Origin of the sequence: Polynucleobacter asymbioticus, assembly GCF_018687575.1 — a bacterium.
GTDB lineage: Bacteria > Pseudomonadota > Gammaproteobacteria > Burkholderiales > Burkholderiaceae > Polynucleobacter > Polynucleobacter asymbioticus_C.
Genome location: NZ_CP061297.1, coordinates 525,577 through 547,935, shown reverse-complemented (window position 1 = coordinate 547,935; position 22,359 = coordinate 525,577). Strand labels below are relative to the sequence as shown.

The 22,359-nt window shown below is 48.0% G+C and carries 18 protein-coding genes; 4 read left to right on the top strand and 14 right to left on the bottom strand.

What is annotated here, in order from left to right; translation table 11 throughout:
- Positions 1–3 precede the first annotated feature (3 nt).
- From AOC19_RS02810 to scpB, 9 genes are all read right to left on the bottom strand, one after another.
- Positions 4–2,367: a Tex family protein gene (locus tag AOC19_RS02810; protein ID WP_215377402.1), complete on the bottom strand. Its 2,364-nt coding sequence runs from the start codon at positions 2,365–2,367 to the stop codon at positions 4–6.
- Between the two features lie 96 nt (positions 2,368–2,463).
- Complete coding sequence (gene typA / locus AOC19_RS02805) at positions 2,464–4,281, bottom strand: translational GTPase TypA (protein WP_215377400.1); 1,818 nt, start codon at positions 4,279–4,281, stop codon at positions 2,464–2,466.
- A gap of 68 nt (positions 4,282–4,349) precedes the next feature.
- Positions 4,350–5,261: a tRNA pseudouridine(55) synthase TruB gene (gene truB / locus AOC19_RS02800; RefSeq protein ID WP_215377398.1), complete on the bottom strand. Its 912-nt coding sequence runs from the start codon at positions 5,259–5,261 to the stop codon at positions 4,350–4,352.
- Positions 5,262–5,266: 5 nt separating this feature from the next.
- Positions 5,267–5,635, bottom strand: a complete 369-nt coding sequence (gene rbfA / locus AOC19_RS02795) for a 30S ribosome-binding factor RbfA (RefSeq protein WP_015420788.1) — start codon at positions 5,633–5,635, stop codon at positions 5,267–5,269.
- Positions 5,636–5,649: 14 nt separating this feature from the next.
- Positions 5,650–8,433 carry a translation initiation factor IF-2 gene (infB, locus tag AOC19_RS02790; protein ID WP_215377396.1) on the bottom strand — a complete coding sequence of 928 codons (2,784 nt, stop codon included), beginning with the start codon at positions 8,431–8,433 and terminating at the stop codon, positions 5,650–5,652.
- Between the two features lie 13 nt (positions 8,434–8,446).
- Entirely contained in the window at positions 8,447–9,928 is a 1,482-nt protein-coding gene (nusA, locus tag AOC19_RS02785) for a transcription termination factor NusA (protein ID WP_215334709.1), read from the bottom strand.
- Entirely contained in the window at positions 9,925–10,416 is a 492-nt protein-coding gene (gene rimP / locus AOC19_RS02780; RefSeq protein WP_215303141.1) for a ribosome maturation factor RimP, read from the bottom strand. Before rimP ends, nusA begins: the two co-directional genes overlap by 4 nt.
- Before the next feature lie 173 nt (positions 10,417–10,589).
- Positions 10,590–12,335, bottom strand: a complete 1,746-nt coding sequence (gene rluB / locus AOC19_RS02775; RefSeq protein ID WP_215377395.1) for a 23S rRNA pseudouridine(2605) synthase RluB — start codon at positions 12,333–12,335, stop codon at positions 10,590–10,592.
- Positions 12,336–12,341: 6 nt separating this feature from the next.
- Positions 12,342–13,064: an SMC-Scp complex subunit ScpB gene (gene scpB / locus AOC19_RS02770; RefSeq protein WP_215377393.1), complete on the bottom strand. Its 723-nt coding sequence runs from the start codon at positions 13,062–13,064 to the stop codon at positions 12,342–12,344.
- A gap of 202 nt (positions 13,065–13,266) precedes the next feature.
- Here scpB and AOC19_RS02765 point away from each other — a divergent pair, with 202 nt between their 5' ends.
- The 4 genes from AOC19_RS02765 (at position 13,267) to AOC19_RS02750 (ending at position 15,851) form a co-directional block, all read left to right on the top strand.
- Positions 13,267–14,181: a patatin-like phospholipase family protein gene (locus AOC19_RS02765; RefSeq protein ID WP_215377391.1), complete on the top strand. Its 915-nt coding sequence runs from the start codon at positions 13,267–13,269 to the stop codon at positions 14,179–14,181.
- Positions 14,182–14,238: 57 nt separating this feature from the next.
- On the top strand, positions 14,239–15,198 hold the full coding sequence (locus AOC19_RS02760) for a hypothetical protein (RefSeq protein ID WP_251368070.1): 960 nt from the start codon (positions 14,239–14,241) through the stop codon (positions 15,196–15,198).
- Between the two features lie 97 nt (positions 15,199–15,295).
- Positions 15,296–15,601, top strand: a complete 306-nt coding sequence (locus AOC19_RS02755) for a BrnT family toxin (protein WP_353055746.1) — start codon at positions 15,296–15,298, stop codon at positions 15,599–15,601.
- Positions 15,579–15,851, top strand: a complete 273-nt coding sequence (locus tag AOC19_RS02750; protein WP_215377387.1) for a BrnA antitoxin family protein — start codon at positions 15,579–15,581, stop codon at positions 15,849–15,851. The genes AOC19_RS02755 and AOC19_RS02750 overlap by 23 nt, the downstream gene beginning before the upstream one ends.
- 11 nt (positions 15,852–15,862) lie before the next feature.
- Here AOC19_RS02750 and AOC19_RS02745 read toward each other — a convergent pair whose 3' ends face one another.
- From AOC19_RS02745 to AOC19_RS02725, 5 genes are all read right to left on the bottom strand, one after another.
- Positions 15,863–16,546, bottom strand: a complete 684-nt coding sequence (locus AOC19_RS02745; RefSeq protein ID WP_251368069.1) for a C40 family peptidase — start codon at positions 16,544–16,546, stop codon at positions 15,863–15,865.
- A gap of 137 nt (positions 16,547–16,683) precedes the next feature.
- Complete coding sequence (locus tag AOC19_RS02740; protein WP_215377385.1) at positions 16,684–18,363, bottom strand: ABC transporter ATP-binding protein; 1,680 nt, start codon at positions 18,361–18,363, stop codon at positions 16,684–16,686.
- Positions 18,360–19,385: an ABC transporter permease gene (locus AOC19_RS02735; protein WP_215377383.1), complete on the bottom strand. Its 1,026-nt coding sequence runs from the start codon at positions 19,383–19,385 to the stop codon at positions 18,360–18,362. The genes AOC19_RS02740 and AOC19_RS02735 overlap by 4 nt, the downstream gene beginning before the upstream one ends.
- Positions 19,382–20,446 carry a microcin C ABC transporter permease YejB gene (locus AOC19_RS02730; protein ID WP_215378040.1) on the bottom strand — a complete coding sequence of 355 codons (1,065 nt, stop codon included), beginning with the start codon at positions 20,444–20,446 and terminating at the stop codon, positions 19,382–19,384. The genes AOC19_RS02735 and AOC19_RS02730 overlap by 4 nt, the downstream gene beginning before the upstream one ends.
- An 11-nt stretch (positions 20,447–20,457) precedes the next feature.
- Positions 20,458–22,329, bottom strand: coding sequence for an extracellular solute-binding protein (locus AOC19_RS02725; RefSeq protein ID WP_215377382.1), 1,872 nt, complete (start codon positions 22,327–22,329; stop codon positions 20,458–20,460).
- Positions 22,330–22,359: the final 30 nt, after the last annotated feature.

Here is a 22,359-nt window from a genome sequence, read left to right as displayed (position 1 = left end):
GTTTTAGCCTTTGAGTTTTCGCAAGGCATCCGCCATTGCATTATTCATTGGGGGCGCAGATCTTCTATCTTCCTGCGGCCTTCTCGGTTCTGAGCTTCGTGGGGTGCCTGGGCGATTGCCTCTTTGCTCGGGTTTTGCGCCTGCGGATGCTTTTGGAGCCTCATCAGACAGTCGCATTGTCAATGCAATCCGCTTACGCTTCTCATCCACCTCCAGCACTTTGACCTTAACAACTTGCCCCGCTTTAACGACGGTGTGCGGATCTTTCACAAAGGTATTGGCTAATGCAGAGATATGCACAAGGCCGTCTTGATGAACGCCAATATCCACGAATGCGCCAAAGGCTGCAACGTTAGTCACGACACCTTCCAAGATCATATCCGCCTTGAGATCACTGATTTTTTCTACGCCATCTTTAAATGTTGCTGTGGTGAACTCTGGACGCGGATCACGACCTGGCTTTTCTAATTCCTTGATGATGTCGGTGACGGTAGGAAGACCAAATTTCTCATCGGCATACTTTTCTGGGCTAAGTCCCTTCAGAATAGTTGCATCACCAATTACCTCTTTGACGCCCTTCTGAATGTCTTTCAGAATCTTCTCCACTAATGGATAGGATTCTGGATGGACTGCTGACGCATCTAATGGATCTTTACCATTCATGATGCGCAAGAAACCTGCAGCCTGCTCAAAAGTCTTCTCACCCAAGCGTGGCACGCTACGCAAATCTGCACGCGTCTGAAAGGCCCCATGGCTATCTCGGTAAGTGACGATCCCTTCGGCAACCGTACTACTGAGACCCGAAACCCTTGCTAACAGAGGTGCTGATGCTGTATTCACATCAACGCCGACCGCATTCACACAATCCTCTACGACTGCTACCAATGACTTGGCTAGCTGGGTCTGCATCACATCATGCTGATACTGGCCCACACCAATCGACTTAGGATCAATCTTTACCAACTCCGCTAAAGGATCTTGCAATCTTCTGGCAATCGATACTGCACCACGCAAAGATACATCCATACCAGGTAATTCTTTTGAGGCGTATTCAGAGGCTGAATAGACCGATGCCCCTGCTTCAGAGACCACAATCTTCGTGAGCTTGAGTTCTGGCTTGGCTTTGATTAAATCTTGCGCCAATTTATCGGTCTCGCGCGATGCAGTGCCATTGCCGATGGAGATTAAGGTTGCTTGATGCTTTTCTGCCAACTTAGCAAGCGTGTGCAATGAGCCATCCCAATCATTCTTAGGCTGGTGTGGGTAAATGACATCGGTATCAACTACCTTACCAGTGGCGTCGACTACAGCAACCTTTACACCTGTTCTCATGCCCGGATCTAGGCCAATAGTGACCTTTGGCCCTGCAGGAGCAGCTAGAAGTAGATCTTTGAGGTTACGAGCAAAGACATTGATCGCTTCAGCCTCAGAGCGTTCACGCAACGCACTCATCAATTCAGACTCCAAATGCATGGAGCACTTAATACGCCAAGTCCAGCGCACAGTCTCCGCTAACCACTGATCAGCAGGACGGCCTTCATTTTTAATCTTGAATTGATTGGCTATGCGGGATTCACAAGGATTATGTGGCGCATCCCATCTGGGCTTTTCTTCTTCGGTATCCAGACGTAGATTAACCATCAGCATTTGTTCGCGACGACCTCTAAATAAAGCTAAGGCGCGATGTGACGGAATTGCCGCGATAGGTTCGGAGTAATCAAAGTAATCCGCGAACTTCTCACCCTCTTGCTCTTTACCAGCAATGACCTTGGATTCCACAACGCCATGTTCTTGCAAGTAAGTTCGAAGCGACTGCACCAGACCGGCATCTTCAGCAAAGCGCTCCATCAAAATCTGACGGGCACCTTCCAGAGCAGCTTTGGTATCAACTACGCCAGGGTTCTCACCTTGATCGGATGTAAATGCTTCTTTGAGATATTTAGCGGCCTCCACTTCGGGATCCAGCATAGGATTGGCCAATAAATCATTTGCTAGAGGTTCTAAACCGGCCTCTAGGGCAATTTGCGCTTTAGTGCGTCGCTTAACCTTATATGGAAGATAAAGGTCTTCTAAACGCGTTTTATCCTCAGCTAACATAATGGACTTGAGCAACTCTGGCGTCATCTTGCCCTGCTCTTCAATTGAAGCAACAATCGCTTTACGGCGCTCCTCTAGCTCGCGCAAATAACCCAGGCGATCCTCTAGCAAACGCAATTGAGTGTCGTCTAAACCACCAGTGACTTCCTTACGGTAACGCGCAATAAAGGGGACTGTTGCGCCCTCATCCATTAAGGCAATAGCAGCAGCTACTTGGGCAGGTTTAGCGGATAACTCTTGGGCAAGGCGTTGTTCAATGGATGGCAGCATGAGGATCTATTTTTTTACTATTATTTTTGGAATATGGATTTCAATGAAGAACAAAAGCCACCCGGAGGTGACTTTTGTTGTGCAGCTAGAAGAAGCTTAATCGCGTGAAGCTTTCTTACGCTCATGCTCCTTGAGATAACGCTTACGAATACGAATACTCTTCGGTGTTACTTCTACCAATTCATCATCATCGATAAATTCAACAGCGTATTCGAGGTTCATAGCGATTGGTGTTACTAAACGAACTGCTTCGTCAGTACCAGAAGCGCGAACGTTGGTTAATTGCTTACCTTTAATTGGGTTCACAACCAAGTCATTGTCACGGCTATGAATACCGATCACCATACCTTCATACAAAGGATCGCCAGGGCTTACAAACATACGGCCGCGGTCTTGTAACTTCCACAAAGCGTAAGCAACTGCTTCGCCATCATCTTGACTGATCAATACGCCGTTATGACGCTCACCCAAGATACCGTCTTTTGCAGGCGCATAAGAATCAAATGTGTGGCTCATTAAACCGTTACCGCGAGTCATGGTCATGAAATCGCCTTGGAAGCCTATCAAACCACGCGCAGGAATACGATACTCAAGACGTGTACGACCTTTACCGTCGCTCACCATGTCCAGCAATTCGCCTTTACGCTTGCCCAAGTCTTCCATCACGGCGCCTTGAGTGGTGTCTTCTACGTCAACTGTTAAGTTCTCGTACGGCTCCATCTTCACACCATCTACCTCGTGGAATACCACGCGTGGACGGGAAACTGCCAACTCGTAACCTTCACGACGCATTGTTTCTACCAAGATGGTGAGGTGCAATTCGCCGCGGCCTGACACTTCAAATACGGTGTCATCATCAGTCTCTTTGACACGCAAAGCCATATTGGATTTCAATTCGCGATCTAAACGCTCACGAATCTGACGGCTAGTAACGAACTTGCCTTCACGACCAGCCAATGGGCTAGTGTTCACCATGAAGTTCATCGTCAAAGTAGGCTCGTCAATCTTGAGCATTGGCAATGCTTCTGGAACATCTGGAGCACAGATCGTTGTTCCAATCGCTAAATCTTCAATACCGTTTACCAGTACGATGTCACCCGCTTGAGCTTCATCTACCAATTCACGTTCTAAGCCACGGAATTTCAATACTTGATTAATACGGCCCTTACGTTGAACGCCATCTGGGCCATCCATAAACACCACATCCATCAAAGGCTTCACAGTTCCGCGGTTTACACGGCCAACGCCGATCTTACCTACGTAAGTGCTGTACTCAATAGAGGTAATTTGTAACTGCAAAGGACCTTCTGGATTGTCATCGCGCACTGGAACATGCTTGAGCACAGTGTCAAACAATGGACGCATGTCGCCTTCGCGGACATCATCCGTCAAACCAGCATAGCCGTTCAGGCCAGATGCGTATACCACTGGGAAATCCAACTGCTCTTCTGTAGCGCCCAGCTTGTCAAACAATTCAAAAGTGGCATTGATCACGTAGTCTGTGCGAGCACCTGGACGGTCAACCTTATTAATCACCACAATTGGCTTCAAACCAAGGGCCAAGGCTTTCTTGGTTACGAAGCGAGTTTGTGGCATTGGGCCTTCAACCGCATCAACCAAGAGCAAAACACCGTCAACCATGGAGAGCACACGCTCTACTTCACCACCGAAGTCGGCGTGTCCCGGTGTGTCTACGATGTTGATGTGTGTGCCGTCATACTCAACCGCACAGTTCTTAGACAAAATAGTAATGCCACGCTCTTTTTCCAAGTCGTTTGAGTCCATGACGCGTTCGGTCATTTTTTCATTAGAACGGAATGTGCCAGATTGGCGTAAGAGTTGGTCAACCAAAGTAGTTTTACCGTGGTCAACGTGGGCGATGATAGCGATATTACGAAGTGCGCGTTTAGTCATGTGAAGCTTCTAAAGTTAAGAATATGAAATTCGGGTTAGTTAAGGTTAAGAAATCGATCAGTAAAAAATTAATGGGCAGAAGAAATCAAACGCTTAGGATGTAAAACCCCAGAACGCCAATCTCCAGTGCCAATAAAGTTATGCGGAGCAGCAGTTGCACGATAGATGCGCACTAGCGCTTCTATCGAAGGTACATTGAGCGGGACTCGTTGACCCATCTCTAATCGTTTTGCTTGCTGCTCGTCTACAGTTAAGTGCGGCAGCGTTTGTAAAAGTGCATCTACTGGCAAGATATAACTAGAACTATCTTGCAAGCCCTTCTGAATTGATTCGATTGTGAATGACTGCTCTAAATTGAGGTGCCCTACTTCTGTACGACGTAGGCCAACCAAATGAGCACCGCAACCCAATGCTTTGCCAATATCTTCCGCCAATACGCGAATATAAGTACCTTTGCTGCAGCTGACTTCTAATGTAGCTTCAGGCCAATTGACATTAGTCCAACGAATTGCATGAATCGTAATATCTCGTGGAGCGCGCTCTAACTCAACACCGGCACGCGCGTATTCATATAAAGGTTTGCCATCACGCTTGAGCGCGGAATACATTGGCGGAACCTGACTAATGGGGCCACTAAATGCGGGTAGCAATGAGTCTAGTGCTAGCTTCAGAGCAACTTCATCCGCAAATACTGGGAGCGGCAACTCTTCAATGACTAGACCTTCAGCATCACCAGTATCAGTGCGCTGACCAAATTTCACTTGAGCGATATAGGTTTTATCGGCCTCTAATAAATCCTGAGAATACTTAGTAGCCTCACCTAGACAAATCGGAAGCAAACCAGTAGCCATTGGATCTAATGTACCAGTGTGCCCAGCTTTTTCTGCATTGAATGCACGCTTGACAGCAGTGACTGCACCTTGCGAGCTCATGCCAGCAGGTTTATCAAGTAAAACTACGCCATCGATACGTACAGACATGGAATTTATGCGTTCTCGTCTTTGCGATCACTATCCACCGCTTGATCAATTAAGCGCGACATCTCAATGCCATGCTCAACAGAACTGTCGTAGTGGAAATGCAGAGTTGGCACAGTATGAATGTGCAAACGCTTAAATAATAAAGAATGAAGATAGCCCGCCTTATCCTGCAAAGCCTTTAATGCCACTTCAGGCTCAGCACCTAAGACGGTAAAGAAGACTTTTGCGTGCGCCAAATCCGGCGTGAGTTCAATACTTTGTAAAGTAATCAAACCCAAGCTTGGGCTACGCAATTCGCGAGGAATGAGCTCGGCCAGGTCTCGCTGAATTTGATCGGCGAGACGCTGGTTACGATGAGGGCTAGTTTTATGCATTAACTCAATAGCTCTTACAGTGTTCTAGCGACTTCAGTCACTTCAAACGCTTCGAGTTGATCACCTTCTTTGATGTCGTTATAGCCTTTTAATGACAGACCACACTCAACACCGGCGCGAACTTCTTTTGCATCATCTTTAAAGCGCTTGAGAGAATCCAACTCACCAGTCCAGATCACTACGTTGTCACGCAAGAGGCGGACACTAGAGGTACGCTTAACAACACCGTCGAGCACCAAGCAACCTGCAATTGCGCCAACTTTAGATACCAGGAAGACTTGACGAATCTCCACCATACCGGTGATTTCTTCTTTCTTGTCTGGTGTCAACATGCCGCTTAAGGCTGCCTTCACTTCATCCACTGCGTCATAAATAATGTTGTGATAACGAATATCCACACCATTGTTCTCGGCTAACTTACGCGCTGCACCATCTGCACGGGAGTTAAAGCCAATAATGACCGCCTTAGAGGCAACCGCTAAGTTAACGTCAGTCTCAGTAATACCACCCACCGCTGCGTGAACGATTTGAACCTTCACCTCTGCAGTAGAGAGCTTTTGCAATGACTGTGACAAGGCTTCTTGAGAGCCCTGTACGTCTGCCTTGATGATCAAAGGCAACAACTTCGCTTCAATCGCACCCTCTTCCATGTTTTCCATCATGGTTTCGAGTTTGAATGCTTGCTGTTTAGCCAACTTCACATCACGGAACTTACCTTGACGGAAGAGTGCGATCTCACGCGCTTTACGCTCGTCAGGAACGACTTGCACTGCTTCACCTGCTGCAGGAACTTCAGATAAACCTTGGATCTCTACAGGGATAGATGGGCCAGCTTCGTTACATGGCTTGCCGTTTTCATCCAACATCGCACGAACACGACCGTAGGTTGAGCCAGCCAACAGCATGTCACCACGCTTGAGCGTGCCAGACTGAACCAAAATAGTCGCCACAGGACCGCGACCCTTATCCAAACGCGCCTCAATCACGAGACCTTGCGCAGGAGCATCTTTCGCTGCCTTGAGCTCCAAAATTTCTGCTTGCAAAAGTACGTTCTCAAGCAAGGCATCAATACCGTCACCCGTTTTAGCAGAGACGCCAATAAATGGCACATCACCACCGTACTCTTCTGGAACCACTTGCTCAGCAACCAACTCAGTTTTAACGCGCTCTAAGTTCGCCTCTGGTTTATCAATCTTATTAATTGCGACAACAATCGGAACGCCACCAGCTACTGCGTGAGCAATCGCTTCTTTTGTTTGTGGCATGACACCGTCATCAGCTGCAACAACCAAGATCACAATATCCGTTGCTTTAGCACCACGAGCACGCATTGCCGTAAAGGCTTCGTGACCCGGAGTGTCGAGGAAGGTAATCATGCCGCGTGGAGTTTCAACGTGATAAGCACCAATGTGCTGAGTAATGCCGCCAGCTTCGCCAGTAGCAACTTTGGCTGCACGAATCTTATCGAGTAAAGATGTTTTACCGTGGTCAACGTGACCCATGACAGTAACAACTGGTGGGCGTGGCAATAGCTCTGCGTCGTGGCCTGTAATACCAAGATCTAAATCTGGATCATCTAACTTAGCAGCATGCGCCGTATGGCCCATCTCTTCTACGATGATCATGGCAGTATCTTGATCCAAGATCTGGTTGATCGTTACCATCTGACCCATACCCATCAAGAGCTTAATCACTTCGGCACTCTTCACGGCCATTGCATGAGCTAACTCTGCAACGGTAATAGTTTCAGGAACATGAACATCACGTACAACTGGTTCTGTTGGAACTTGGAAGTTGGTATCGACGTTGGCTTCTGCAATTTGACGTTGCTTTCTTCTGCCGCCGCCTGAACGCCAACCACCTACGCCACCAGAGCTGTCGCCACGAGTCTTGAGACCGCCTGGTTTCTTGGCGCCCTCTTCTTGCCAAGTGGATGAGGTCTCTGCAGACTTAATCGTCTTGCCACCAACCTTAGCAACTGCCTTTTTCTTATCATCAGCACCTTCAGCCTTGGCAGGCTTATGAAGAGTGCCTTTTTTCGCTTCTTCAGCAGCAATTTCACTTGGAGCCTTCAAGACACGTGCAGGCGTGCTCATCATGTCGCGAATCGCTAAAGCTTCTGCTTCAGCCGCGGCACGACGTTTTGTAATGTCAGCTAACTGAGCTTTATTGGCATCAGCGACGTCTTTGGCAGCTTTATCAGCTTGAGCTTTCTTGTCAGCAGCTTTTGCAGCGGCTGCAGAACCATCATCATCTGACTTGACTGCTTTCTCAGCAACAGGCTCAGCTGCACTTGCAGCAGCTGCAGCGTCAGCTTCTTTTTGGCGAGCATCCTCTGCCGCTTTCATTTCCGCTTCTTGACGAGCCAATAACTCAGCTTGACGAGTTGCTTCAGCTGCGCGCTTTTCCAACTCTTCAGCAGAGAGGATAGGTTTAGCAGGTGCTGCAGGAGCAACTTCTTTAGCTGCTGGAGCTGCCGTCTCTTCAGGAGCTTTATCTCCCGCTTTAACTAGTACACGCTTTTTACGAACCTCAACCTGTACGGTACGAGTGCGTCCAGCAGAGTCTGCTTGACGAATCTCCGAGTTTTCGCGCTTGATTAAAGTAATTTTTTTACGACTACCCGTATCTGCACTGCCATGCTCTTTTTGCAAATGCTCAAGCAGGACAGTCTTGTCCTTCTCGGTAATGCTGTCGTCCTCAGAACCTTTTTCGATACCGGCCGCCTTCAATTGCTCCAGAAGGTCTGGCGCGGTACGTTTTAATTCTTTAGCGAGTACTTTTACTGTTGTTGCCATGCACTACTTCCTCTCATGAAGTAAACCAATGTTCGCGCGCTTTCATGATGAGCGTTTTCGCGGTTTCTTCGTCAATTTGTGTCGCCTCAACTAGCTCATCAACAGCCAGTTCAGCTAAGTCGTCACGGGTATGAACTTGATTGTCAGCAAGCTTAGCAATCAGTTCAGTGGTCATTCCCTCAAGGGAACGTAAATCTTGTGAGACTTCGCCAACGCGCTCTTCTTTAGCCAATTCCATGGTCAAGAGGGAGTCGCGTGCACGAGTACGCAATTCATTTACAGTGTCTTCGTCGAAAGAATCAATTTCCAACATTTCAGAGAGAGGTACATAAGCAACCTCTTCCAAGGTATTAAAACCTTCTTCAATCAAGATGTCGGCAACTTCTTGGTCAACGTCCAATTTATCCATAAACAATTGACGTACAGAAGCAGCTTCTTTTTCAGTTTTCTCAGCAGACTCTTCAGGAGTCATGATGTTGATCTGCCAACCAGTCAATTCACTAGCTAGGCGAACGTTCTGTCCGCTACGGCCAATCGCAATTGCCAAATTCTCTTCATCAACCACCACATCCATGGCATGACGCTCTTCGTCAACCACGATAGAAGACACTTGAGCTGGAGCCAAGGCGCCAATCACAAACTGCGCTGGATCTTCAGACCACAATACGATGTCCACTGCTTCGCCAGCTACTTCGTTACGAACTGCAGTAACGCGTGTGCCACGAACGCCAACGCAAGTACCGATTGGATCGATACGCTTATCGTAAGTAATCACCGCAATTTTTGCGCGGATACCAGGGTCACGAGCTGCGCCCTTAATCTCCAATAAACCCTGCTCCATCTCTGGAACTTCGTTCTCAAACAACTTGATCAAGAAATCAGGGCAAGTACGTGAGAGTTCGATCTGTGGGCCACGGGCTTCACGATCCACCTTGAGGATATAAGCACGTACGCGGTCACCAGAACGCAGATTCTCTTTTGGAATCATTTGATCGCGACGCAACAAAGCTTCGACACGGCCTGATTCAATAATCAAACCATTCTTATCAGCACGCTTCACGGTACCGGTCATGACTTTTTCGCCACGCTCAAGGTAGTCGTTCAAAATCTGCTCACGCTCAGCATCACGAATACGCTGCAATATCACTTGCTTAGCGGCTTGTGCACCGATACGGCCAAAGGCTAAAGATTCGATTTGCTCTTCGATGTATTCGCCAACTTCCATGTCGGGGAATTGCTCGAGGGCTTCAAAATGCAGAATTTCTTTATCTGGCTCTTGGAGACCCGCTTCATCAGGAACAACCAACCAGCGACGGAAGGTTTCGTATTCACCAGACTCGCGATCAATCGATACACGAATATCCACATCTTCTGTCGGATAACGCTTCTTAGTGGCTGATGCCAACGCCATTTCTAGCGCCTCAAACACAATCGCTTGATCTACGTTCTTTTCACGCGCTAAGGCGTCTGCCAACATGAGAACTTCTCGGCTCATGACTTTCTTCCTTTGAAATCAATAACAGGGACCAACCGAGTCTTATCGACCTCGGCTAAAGAAAACTCCAATTGAGATTCAGTGCCATCAGCACCTTCAAACAACAAACCAAATTTCGCATCCGGCGAATCCAACTCACCACTCAGCAAACCTTGCAACACACCACGAAACTTCTTGCGGTCACCAACGGCAACACGCAACTTCAAATCCACTTCCATTCCGGAGAAGCGCTCGTAATCCGCCGCTGACTTCACGGGACGATCTAGGCCAGGAGAAGAAATCTCTAGACGCTCAAAAGGAATGTTTTCCACTGGCAGGGTGTAGCTCAGTTGGTGACTTACCTTTTCGCAATCCTGGACATTAATCAAGCGCTCGTAATCCGGGTTTTCAATCGTGACACGCAGCAAACCTCCGGCTTCACGCTCGATATCGACTAGCGTGTACCCTAGGTTTTCTACTTCTGCAGAAATAATCCGCTGATCTTTCACGAACACCCTTCAATCCAAAACGGCAAAAAAAAATGGGCTTCAAAGCCCATATTCTCGAAATTCAGAACAGGCCGACTTACGTTGATCGCAACATCAGTCGGTAACAACTCAAAACAGCAGCGAACTGCTGTAAGACCAAAATTATAGCCGATTTAGAGGAAAACCGATAGAAATCAGAAGCTTTCGCTTGGATTTCTTGGTTTTCTAGGGCCTTTATTGAAAGGTTTGCGCCCTTTTGGTGCCCCTCGTTTAGGGCCATTTCCGGGACTTTGCGGGCTTGCCGTCACAAAAGCAGACTGTCCGTGGTGGACTTTCTTACCTTTATTACGATTTTGGCCCTGTCCACCGCCTTGACCACCCTGACCACCTGCTCCAGGGCGACCACCTTGGGTACGACCACGGAAAGGACCGCGACCTTCACTGGAACCACCGCCGCCAGGTTTACCACCCCTACTTTGATGGGTTAGGGCGCCATGGCCACTTGCCTGGGTTAAGGCATCTCGTGAACCCCAATAAGAAACTGAGGTTTGCATTGGATCAGGCTGGAAGTCTTCACTCGCAGGCGAACGGCGATCGCGACCTTGGGCATTCGGATTGCGACCCTTGTCTTGCGGCTGAGGCATTTTTAAACCTGCAAACTTCATCAGGTTATAGATACCGCCAGCCTCAATCTCCTCCCATTTGCCCCGTCTCAAGCGTGGGGGCAATAAGAAGATGCCGTAGCGAGTTCGAATTAAACGCGAAACCGTATGACCTACTGCCTCAAACATACGGCGCACTTCGCGGTTACGACCTTCCGTTAAAGCAACGTGGTACCAACGGTTTGCACCTTCCCCGCCACCCATAGAAAGACGCAAGAATTTGGCTTGACCATCGTCCAGGGTAATACCGCTCTTTAATTGAGCCATATTTTCTTGGCTCAGATCGCCCAAAATACGGACTGCGTATTCGCGCTCAACACCGTAACGAGGATGCATCAAGCGATTAGCTAACTCACCTGAAGTCGTGAATAACAACAGACCTTCAGTATTAAAGTCGAGACGCCCTACTGCAATCCAGCGTCCTTGACGTGGCTTTGGCAAACGATCAAATACTGTTGGACGACCCTCTGGATCGGACTGACTCACGATTTCACCAGAAGGCTTGTGATACATGATCACGCGTGGTGGCTTGGTTTGAATCTTGCGATGCACTGGCTTACCGTTAATGCGCACTTGATCAGTCGGACCGATACGCTGACCAATATGGGCTGGTAGTCCGTTTACAGATACGCGCCCTTGAATAATCAAGTCTTCCATATCGCGACGCGATCCCATGCCGACATCGGCCAACACCTTGTGCAACTTGACCGTGTCTTCGTCGTCAGCTTCGTCATCCAAACCATCCAAGTCTGACCAAACTTCATCACGCAAACTCAGCGGCAAATCATCGATGTTTGCAAACTGCAAACTACTCATCTCATCATCGCTAGGCGTATCGGCATCATCATCATGACGCACGCGTTGTGCGCGACGCTCAGCACCAGTCTGATGAGAAATCTCATTCTCATTAAGGCCATCAGGATTTTTAACTTCTACTACTTCAGGCGCATCCAATGCCGCGTCGAATTCTCCAGAAACGACTGAGGCAAACAAAGCCTCGCTCTCTGCTGGATTCGGTGCAAGCTTGGCGGATACATTATTGCCGCCCTCGCGCTGGCCACCGGACTCTCCGCCCTCGCGACGAGGCCGGTCTTTATTAAATGGGCGCTTCTTGTTGAATGGATGCTTGCTAGCCCCGGCACCTTGGCGGCGTGGACGACGTTGACTGCCCTCGCGCCCTTCGCCCTTCGCACCTTCTGCAGAATTAGATGCAGATTCAGGGGAGTTATCCGATATCGGTTTAATCGGAGATGAATCGTTTTCGTTATGACTTGTCATTAATAATTATTTTGTTTCGTCTGGTTTGTCTTCAGACTCTGGAGTAACTTCTTCTACTGCTTCACTTGTCTCTGCATTATTTTCTTGGGCAATGGATTCTTCGCTTGCAGACTGAATGATTGGCTGACCGTTTTCATCCAACTCAATCACGGTTTCAACCGTAGCACTCGGATCAAACTCCATGACAGCCTGTCCTAGGTGCTCAGCTGCAGCCATCGGCGCAGCGTCCTCTAACATCGGCAAGCTTTGCAAATTGGTAAGACTTAAATCATCTAAGAATTGTTTGGTGGTGGCATATAAACCTGGGCGACCCACAGTCTCTTTATGGCCGATCACCTCAACCCAACCGCGATCCTCTAACTGCTTCATGACATTACTACTCACCGCAACACCCCGAATCTCTTCGATCTCACCACGAGTAACAGGTTGACGGTAGGCAATAATCGCCAAGGTTTCCATGACTGCACGGGAATACTTTGGCGGTTTTTCTGGGGTTAAACGATCGAGGTATTCACGCATTGCTAAACGACTCTGAAAACGCCAGCCAGTCGCAATGTGAACCAACTCCATGCCTTTATCTTCCCAGGCTTTTTGAAGTTCTCCGAGCGTATCGTCAATTTCGGCAGGAGCCACATCTTCAGCAAACAAGCGCGTGAGATCAGCAACTGTCAATGGTTCTTGCGCGCACAAGAGGGCTGTTTCAATTACGCGTTTATTGTGATCATCCATAAAATTCGGGCTATCAGGCTATGACCTGATGAGGCTATAAAAATCTATTTCAATAATGGGTTGGTGGTGTTCTGGTGGCGCTATTTAGCTACTACGGGCACTTCATCTCCAAAAATCCTTCAGGGAGAGCTACCCGCGCTGAAACGAAGTCTTTTTCGCTCACCGTTTAACCATTATAAGGGAGGCTCAATACAATAGCCACATGCAAGTAAATACAGCTCCATCCCCATTCCCATCAACCGAGATGGATGCTAGACGCCGTTTTCTGGGTCTTGGCCTTGGTTTAGGGGCTCTGATTGGGGGTTCAACCCTAGCTGGATGCAGTCTCACGGGTAATCGCAAGCCTGTAGTTGGCTTAGCACTCGGTGCAGGAGCGGCCAGAGGCTTTGCCCATGTGGGCGTTATCAAGGCCTTAGAGGCTCAGGGCATTCGGCCGGATATCGTGGTCGGTAGCAGTGCCGGAAGCGTTATTGCAGCACTACTTGCCTCTGGGGCAAGCGGCAATGACCTGAATCGACTCGCACTCAATCTGGATGAAGCAACAATCGCCGATTGGGGGCTTCCTTTTGCCGGAAGATTTGGCGGCCTGATTAAAGGGGATGCCCTGCAGAATATGGTCAATCGTGAGGTGCAGAATAAATCGATTGAGCAAATGCGCATCCCTCTAGGCATTGTGGCGACCGAGTTGCAGTCAGGCAAAGGCATTTTGTTTCGCTCCGGCAATACAGGTCTAGCGGTGCGTGCGTCGTGCAGCGTTCCAGGCGTATTCCAGCCTGCAGTCATCAGCGGCAAAGAGTATGTTGATGGTGGCTTAGTCGCTCCCGTACCTGTCAGCTATGCCCGGCAAATGGGCGCCACATTAGTCATTGCTGTCAACATTTCATCAGAACCCGTTCATCAAGATGCCAGTGGCACCTTTGGCGTGATGCAACAGACCATATCTATCATGCAGCGAAGCATTAATCAGTATGAACTCAAGAGTGCAGATATCGTGATCACCCCTCACCTCAAGCAAATGAGTAGCGGTGACTTCAAATCCAGAAATGCAGCCATCCTTGCCGGTGAGGTGGCAGCCCAAGATCAAATGGCCACCCTGAAAGAAAAACTTCGAGGCTAGCCCTAGGGCTAACTTCCCAAGAGTTGATCATTGATTTAGGATTCGGTGCAATTGTTTATGAGACCTATCGCCACCTTCCTTAAATTTTGGATTGCACTATTAATCGCAGTTCAAGTGCATCTTGCCCAAGCTCAGGTGGGAGGCCAATTTACGGCTGGAGTGAACAATTACCTCAAACAACGCACCGATGCATTCATGACCATCACGGGTTACTCACTCACTCCAGATGTCACTACCGGGTCACTATCGATCACCGACAAAGGCGGAGAGAATCAAAGCTTACAGATGCTTTCTCTTGGGGGTGGCGACCGCATTAGCGCAAACTTTCCACTTTATCTTGAGGGTACGATTGCCTTTAATCGCTACAACCCAACGTTTACCGACGGCATAGGTAACTCGAGTGTCACGGTTCCCGTGAAATGGACCGGCATTACCGGCACAGGCGGTATCGGCTGGGATTTCCCGCTAACAGATAATTTACGCATTCGTCCAATCGCCAACATCATGCTTGGCCATGTGGAGAGCGACCTCTCTGTTGCAGGTCGCATCATTGAAAATAAAACGGGAGTAGATCTGCAGTTTTTAAATGGTGGTCGAATGAATGCGTATGGCACCGGCGGCTCATTAATGCTGGACTATGAGGATTACAAACCTGACCGCGAATACGATGCCGAATTGCGTTACACCAATATCGCCATCAATACCTTTGATAGCTCAACTGCCGTTCAAGGATCCGCTGACTCTCAAAGTCTGGGCTTGTGGGCTCGAGCTAGATACCCCACTAGACTCACGGTACTGGATAGACCTTTACGAACTGTATTTGAATTAGCCCACACCGAGTTTCTGGGTCAACTGCGTGGTGCCCTTGGGTTTGATTCACTCTCTTCTGTCGGCACGGGATTTGAAATTGACAGAAGTGCATCCGACCCAATCTTCAGCCGAGTGAGAGTAGTGTTTCGATATCAATTTGGACAGAACGTCCGAGGCACATCTATTGGCCTAGCCGCTAGCTTCTAAAGCAAGAATAAGTTGAAAAATGTAGGGCTTATATCTAAGCCTTTTCGGGCATTTAATAGCTCCCTACATCCCCATTTCATAAGCATGGTATATTTCCATGTATCTGATTGTAACTACAATCAGATACATGGAAATTACCTATGATTACTCAAAAAACAAAAGAAATTTAATTGAACGTAATCTCTCCTTTGAGGAGGTTGTCGACTTTGATTTTGAGGGCGCAAGACTGTCTGTAGACGAACGGAAAGATTATGGGGAAACAAGGATTCGGGCAATAGGTTTTTTACGATGTCGATTACATACGTTGGTGTTTACTGAAACTGAAAAAGGAATACGAGTAATTAGCTTTAGAAAGGCGAACAAGCGGGAGCTCACTGAATATGAAAAACAAATCCAAGATTGATAACGACAACTTCGAGTGGTCAGCTGAAGAGCTTAAAAGATCAAAAACCTTTAAGGACTTGCCAGAGTCGTTGCAAACTAAACTCGCCTCTCGCAAACACAGGGGGGCTCAAGTCCTGCCAACCAAAGTCTCAACAACTATTCGCTTATCCAGCGATGTAATTGAGGCATTCAAGGCATCGGGGTCAGGGTGGCAGACTAGAATTGATTTAGCACTTCAAGAATGGCTAAGGGAACATACGCTCGCTTAGTAAGCTACAAATCAAAGACTACGAGATTTACGCTTCAGCTTGTTTACTTCATTTAACAACTCTTGACGCTCAGCATCACCCAAGTTGTCACTGCCATCTAAACGGCGGGCACCATCAAAGCGCTTATCCCAGTAGAGACTACCTAGATCATCTACGCGTACGCTAGTACCTTTCGATGGGGAGTGAATAAATTTATTGTCACCAACATAAATGCCGACATGAGAGAAAGTTAAACGCATCGTGTTGAAGAACACCAAATCACCAGGCTGCAATTCTTCGCGAGTAATGGGCTTGCCAACTCGACTCATCTGAGTAGATTTACGTGGCAGCAAGAAACCTAACTTGTCTTTGAAAACGTAGCCTACAAAACTACTGCCATCTAAACCAGATTGTGGCAGTTCTGTATCCCAGCGATAACGCACACCAATGACTTCCATAGCACGATTAATCAACTCATCTGATTTACCGGTAACGGAATCAACCAAGCGATCTGACGCGCGAAAAAAATAAGATTTACCCGCTTGAAACATACTTTGCTTAGGGATCTCCACAGAGGCCTCGGCAGGGGATTCTTTTGCAGAATCTGTAGTGGGATCTGCCGCGAACGCTGGATTTGCAGTCAGTGCAAATACGAGCAGCAAAGCAAACGGCATTTGCTTGAGCAGCGCAGGCATGAGGTCTTTTTGAAGTGACATCGTTCAATTCTAACAAAGAAGGACTATTTCACCAAGCCCTAGCCCAATGGCTAACTCATTGTTTTCAATGGGATATTTTCTATTGCGGTGCATATATGCACCAATCTAGCGCCTTGAGGGCTTCACCTGTATAGGGCTTAAGTTAACTCCGCTGCTGCAAATAGCTCTTTGGTATAGGTCTGGCGAGGATGCTGAATCAGAGTCTCGGTATCCCCAAACTCTACTACCCTGCCCGCCTTGAGGACCATCACCTCATGCGACATCGCCCGAATGACGGCTAAATCATGGCTAATCATGAGGTAGGCCAAGTTGTATTTTTTCTGGAGCTCAGTCAGTAAAGCGAGGACCTGTTTTTGAATCGACACATCCAATGCGGAAGTAGGCTCATCTAATACTAAGATCTGCGGTTTCAGAATCAAAGCACGCGCAATCGCAATACGTTGTCTTTGCCCACCAGAAAATTCATGGGGATAACGTGTAAGAGCGGATCGATCAATTCCGACTTCTCGCAAAATATCTAAGACACGCGACTCACGTTCCGAGGCAGATAAATTCGGAAAGTGCACATCCAAACCTTCTGAAACAATTTGCATCACATTCATGCGAGGAGAGAGTGAGCCAAAGGGATCTTGAAAAATGACTTGTAAGCTCGAGCGCATGGCGCGGCGCTCTGCTGGTTTTAACTTTTGCCAATCACTACCAAGCACATCAACATCGCCTGTAATTTGTGCAGCTGAGTCGCCCAATAAGCCTAAGACCGCCATACCTAAAGTGGTCTTGCCCGAACCAGACTCGCCAATCACGCCAATAGTCTGCCCTTGCTTCAACTCAAAGCCAACCTTACGCAGGACCTGATGACGTGGTGATTTTTTAAACCAAGCAACAGACTCTGTGCCTGGGTAAGAAACCGATAGATTCTCTGCCTTCAATAAAACTGGCGCTAGGGGCATGACTGGCGCCAAATCACGGACAGGTGCGCTATTCACTAAAGCTTTTGTATAGGCATTATCCGGGTGCTCAAACACCTGCTTTGTGGGCCCCACTTCCATGAGATTGCCTTGGTTCAATACGGCAACTCGTTGCGCAAAGTGTTTTACTAAATTGAGATCGTGAGTGATCAACAGAATCGCCATCCCGCCATGATCTTTAGACTCTTCTTGCAACTCTTTCAGTAAATCCAAAATCTGCAAACGTAGACTTACATCCAAGGCGGTTGTGGGTTCATCAGCAATTAATAATCTTGGCTTACAGGCCAAGGCCATTGCAATCATGGCACGTTGACGCTGCCCACCAGATAACTGATGCGGATAAGAGTGGAAGCGTTTATCTGGCTCCGGGATACCAGTCTTCTTCAGCAAATCGATTGCGGCAGACATGCAATCCGCTTTGGAGATCAAGGGCTGATATATCTGCACCGCCTCAACAATTTGATTGCCGATAGTAAACAATGGATTGAGCGCAGTCATTGGCTCCTGAAACACCATTGCAATCTCACGACCACGAATATCACGAATATCTTGTATTGGCAAACTCAGTAAATCAACTTCTTGATTACCAGCATTTGTACTCTTACCACTCCACAGAATTCGGCCTGAGGTTTTTGCACCCTCCGGCTCAAGACGAAGTGGCGCTAAAGCAGTCAGCGTCTTACCTGAACCTGACTCCCCGACTAATGCAACACGCTCGCCTACCCCAATCTCGAGATCCAAGTGGCTAACAGCAAATTTCTCACGCCGACCGGAGCCAAAGGAAATGGAAAAATCTTCATAGCGCAGCAAAGGGGGCGCCGATTTATTTGGGACATTGGATGAACTCATGAGCGTCCTCCACTCATAGCGCCTGACTTACGAGAATCAAAAGCATCACGTAAGGCCTCACCCATAAAAGTGAGCAGCAGCAAGGTAGCCACTAAAACTACAAAGGTCGATAGTGAAATCCACCAGGCATCCAAATTACTTTTACCTTGGGAGAGAAGCTCTCCAAGACTTGGTGTGCCAGGAGGTACGCCCAGACCTAAAAAATCTAAACTCGTGAGCGACAAAATCGCCGCACTCATTCTGAAAGGAAGGAAGGTGATGACTGGGGTCAAACTGTTCGGCAAAATATGGCGGCGCATGATTTGCAAATTCGTTAATCCCAATGCTCGGGCTGCACGAACATATTCCAAAGCGCGATTGCGGAAAAATTCGGCACGAACATAGTCAGACAAACCCATCCAACCAAATGCTGCTAACAAAATAATCAAAAGCCAAATGCTCGGATTAAAGATAGATGCAAAGATGATGAGCAAATACAACTCTGGCATCGCTGACCAAATCTCAATCAAGCGCTGAGAAACCAGATCAAACTTGCCGCCAAAGAATCCCATTAAAGATCCGGTGATGATGCCAACACTCACCCCCACAATCGTTAAGGCTAAGCCAAATAGAATCGATAGTTGGAAGCCATAAATCAAACGCGATAAGACATCGCGCCCCCGGTCATCAGTCCCCAACCAGTTATCCAAAGATGGTGGAGCAGGATTCGGGACTTTTGAGAAGTAGTTCAGCGTTTCATAGCTATAGGGGATTGGTGGATAAACTGCCCAATTGCCATTGCTTGTAATGTTGTGGCGAATATCGGGATCTAAAAAATCAGTTGGCGTTGCAAAGTCTCCACCAAACACTCTCTCAGGCTGTGTTTTCAGAATTGGGAAATAAAACTTACCTTCATAGCGAACCACCAAAGGCTTGTCATTCGCAATCAGTTCAGCACACATGGAGAGGCCAAACAAGACCATGAAGATCCACAGACTGGCATAACCCAAACGGCTGTTTTTAAATCGATGCCAGCGACTCATGAGCCACCTCCCGCACCAAACTGGATGCGTGGGTCAATATAGACATAGCAAAGATCTGAAATCAACTTTGTAAATAAGCCGATCAGCGTAAAGAGATACAACGTTCCAAAAACGACTGGGTAGTCACGGCGCATCACCGATTCGTAAGACAGCAAACCCAGTCCATCCAAGGAGAACAGGGTCTCGATCAATAGCGATCCGGTAAAAAAGGCGCCAATAAATGCCGCTGGAAATCCAGTCACCAAAGGCAAAAGCGCATTGCGGAACACGTGCTTCCAAAGTACTTGTTTTTCAGTCAGGCCTTTGGCTCTGGCAGTCAGTACATACTGCTTCCGAATTTCCTCTAAGAAAGAATTCTTCGTCAACATCGTGATCACTGCAAAACTACCTAAAACTGAAGCGGTAATGGGTAGAACCAAGTGCCACAAATAATCCATCACCTTACCCATCATGCTCAGCTCACTCCAGTTATCTGAAGTTAATCCACGCAAGGGGAAGATTTGCAAGAAACTACCGCCACCAAAGATCACCAGTAAGAGAACGCCTAATACAAATCCTGGGATGGCATAGCCCACCAAAATCATGGTGCTCGTCACCGCATCAAAGCGCGAGCCATCTCTAACCGCCTTAGCAATCCCCAAGGGTATCGACACCAAGTAGGTTAGAAAGAAGGTCCATAAGCCTATGCTGATAGACACTGGCAACTTGGAAACAACCAATTGCCAAACACTTTGGTGTTGGTAGTAGCTCTGGCCTAAATCAAATTGCGCAAAACGCTTGAGCATCATGAAATAACGCTCTACTGGTGGCTTATCAAAACCATACAAAGCCTTGACCTCGGCCAAGCGCTCAGCATCTACGCCTTGGCGGCCACGATAGTTACTGCCACCACCAGAAGACTCTGCTCCACTCACTGCAGCATCGCCCTTGCCTTTGAGCTCCAGCATTAATTGTTCGACAGGACCACCTGGTACAAATTGCACCACTGCAAACGTGAGAGTTAAGACGCCTAACAAAGTAGGGATCATCAAGAGCACACGCTTCAAGATGTAAGACCACATTTGCCCTTGCATTAGCGCGCCCCCTCTTTCCACCAATTGAGCAGAATCCAAGACTCAGCGGTGTAATACAAAGGAGGTTCTGGATAGCGCATCTCTTTACGATACGCGATTCGGTGGGTTGGGTTGTACCACTGAGGAATCACGTAGTAGCTATTCCACAAAACACGGTCTAAAGCTCTGGTCGCTGCACGCAACTCCTCGCGGGTCTGAGCCTTCACAACTGCATCTACCAAGGCATCGACCACTGGAGACTGCACCCCGATCACATTGTCAGATCCCTTTTCTTTTGCAGCCTGACTACCAAATCGATCCCACAATTCATTACCCGGGCTTTGTGAGTCAGGGAAACGAATCGTTGTCATATCAAAGTCGTATTCATCCATACGCTTTTGATGCAAAGCAAAGTCACTCGTCCGAATATCCACCTGAATCCCCAGCTTCTCCAGATTACGCACATAGGATGAAATCACTCTTAAGAAGAATGGGCCATCTTCCACCATCTCAAAACGGAAAGGCTCACCCTGCATATTGCGTAAAGCACCGTCACGATATTGCCATCCAGCTTGAGCCAATAAGTCACGCGCCTTGCGCAAGTTCTGACGCAAGCTATCTGGGGAAGCAGTGGAAGGTGCAGCGGGCATCGGATCAAAAACTGCATCCGGCACCCGCTTAGGATATTGCGCCTTCAGAGGTTTGAGTAATTTCAATTCCGCTTCAGTGGGTTTGCGAGGACCATCAAAGTTAGCGCTCAGGTCGCTATTCGTAAAGTAACTATTGATGCGGCTGTACTGCTCAAAGAATAGTTGGCGGTTTAGCCACTCAAAGTCCAGCGCATAACCCAAGGCTTGTCGTACGCGTGGATCCTGAAAAATGGGTCGGCGCACATTCATGGCAAAACCTTGCATGCCTGCACCGTTGTGATTGAGAAAAGCTTTCTTTTCTAGAGTGCCATCATTAAATCGGGGACCCACATAACTCTTCGCCCAATTCTTCGCACGGTATTCCACTAGTGCATCGAACTCCCCTGCTTTGAAGGCTTCAAGACGTACGGCGTCATCGCTATAGAGTTTGTAGTTCACGCGATCAAAGTTATAAAAACCAACGCGAACATTGAGTGTCTTACCGCCTTGATCAGCCCAGTAATTCGGATTGCGCTTGAAGATCATTGTCTTGCCAGCTTTGTAAGACTCAATCACATAAGGACCGCTTGCAATCGGCATCTCAAAAGTCAACTTGTCAAAAGGTGTGATCGTGCCATCGGGTTTCTTACCCCAGTTACGGGAGAACACGGGTAAGGTGCCGACCATCACCGGTAATTCAGGATTGCGATTCTTAAAATCAAAACGGATAACGCGATCAGAGACTACAACCGCCTGCTTCACATCGGCATACACCGTTTTGAATTGCGGATTAGCAAGCGAACTCATCAAAGTATCAAAGCTGTGTTTTACGTCACTAGCTAAGATCGCACTGCCATCTGAAAACTTCGCCTCAGGACGAATCCGAAACGCCACTGACATTTTGTCCGCTGCCACTTGGATATCTTCTGCAATCAGGCCATAAGCACTCGATACCTCATCTGCGCTCCCCACTGCCAAAGACTCGAACATGAGCTGAGCAATCCCAGGAGCGGCCACCCCGCGCAAGGTAAATGGGTTGAACTTATCAAAGCTCGTCCGACGATCTGGATTGGGCAAAGTTAAGGTGCCGCCTCTCGGTGCATTGGGATTAACGTAGTCAAAATGGCTAAATCCATCGGCATATTTGGGTTTGCCATACTGAGCTATGCCCTGCGCGCCCTGAGCTGAATTGGCCGCTACCCCAGCTAGAAAGGCTAAGAGCAGCAAAGTGGGGATTTGGCGGATGGCAGGGAGCATGGGCATATATGCAACAATTGTAGATAGCAAACCACA

Bases quoted from the DNA above. Each gene is read 5' to 3' on its own strand.
- AOC19_RS02810 (WP_215377402.1), bottom strand. From the start codon at position 2,367: ATGCTGCCATCCATTGAACAACGCCTTGCCCAAGAGTTATCCGCTAAA.
- typA (WP_215377400.1), bottom strand. From the start codon at position 4,281: ATGACTAAACGCGCACTTCGTAATATCGCTATCATCGCCCACGTTGAC.
- truB (WP_215377398.1), bottom strand. From the start codon at position 5,261: ATGTCTGTACGTATCGATGGCGTAGTTTTACTTGATAAACCTGCTGGC.
- rbfA (WP_015420788.1), bottom strand. From the start codon at position 5,635: ATGCATAAAACTAGCCCTCATCGTAACCAGCGTCTCGCCGATCAAATT.
- infB (WP_215377396.1), bottom strand. From the start codon at position 8,433: ATGGCAACAACAGTAAAAGTACTCGCTAAAGAATTAAAACGTACCGCG.
- nusA (WP_215334709.1), bottom strand. From the start codon at position 9,928: ATGAGCCGAGAAGTTCTCATGTTGGCAGACGCCTTAGCGCGTGAAAAG.
- rluB (WP_215377395.1), bottom strand. From the start codon at position 12,335: ATGACAAGTCATAACGAAAACGATTCATCTCCGATTAAACCGATATCG.
- scpB (WP_215377393.1), bottom strand. From the start codon at position 13,064: ATGGATGATCACAATAAACGCGTAATTGAAACAGCCCTCTTGTGCGCG.
- AOC19_RS02765 (WP_215377391.1), top strand. From the start codon at position 13,267: ATGCAAGTAAATACAGCTCCATCCCCATTCCCATCAACCGAGATGGAT.
- AOC19_RS02760 (WP_251368070.1), top strand. From the start codon at position 14,239: ATGAGACCTATCGCCACCTTCCTTAAATTTTGGATTGCACTATTAATC.
- AOC19_RS02755 (WP_353055746.1), top strand. From the start codon at position 15,296: ATGTATCTGATTGTAACTACAATCAGATACATGGAAATTACCTATGAT.
- AOC19_RS02750 (WP_215377387.1), top strand. From the start codon at position 15,579: ATGAAAAACAAATCCAAGATTGATAACGACAACTTCGAGTGGTCAGCT.
- AOC19_RS02745 (WP_251368069.1), bottom strand. From the start codon at position 16,546: ATGTCACTTCAAAAAGACCTCATGCCTGCGCTGCTCAAGCAAATGCCG.
- AOC19_RS02740 (WP_215377385.1), bottom strand. From the start codon at position 18,363: ATGAGTTCATCCAATGTCCCAAATAAATCGGCGCCCCCTTTGCTGCGC.
- AOC19_RS02735 (WP_215377383.1), bottom strand. From the start codon at position 19,385: ATGAGTCGCTGGCATCGATTTAAAAACAGCCGTTTGGGTTATGCCAGT.
- AOC19_RS02730 (WP_215378040.1), bottom strand. From the start codon at position 20,446: ATGTGGTCTTACATCTTGAAGCGTGTGCTCTTGATGATCCCTACTTTG.
- AOC19_RS02725 (WP_215377382.1), bottom strand. From the start codon at position 22,329: ATGCCCATGCTCCCTGCCATCCGCCAAATCCCCACTTTGCTGCTCTTA.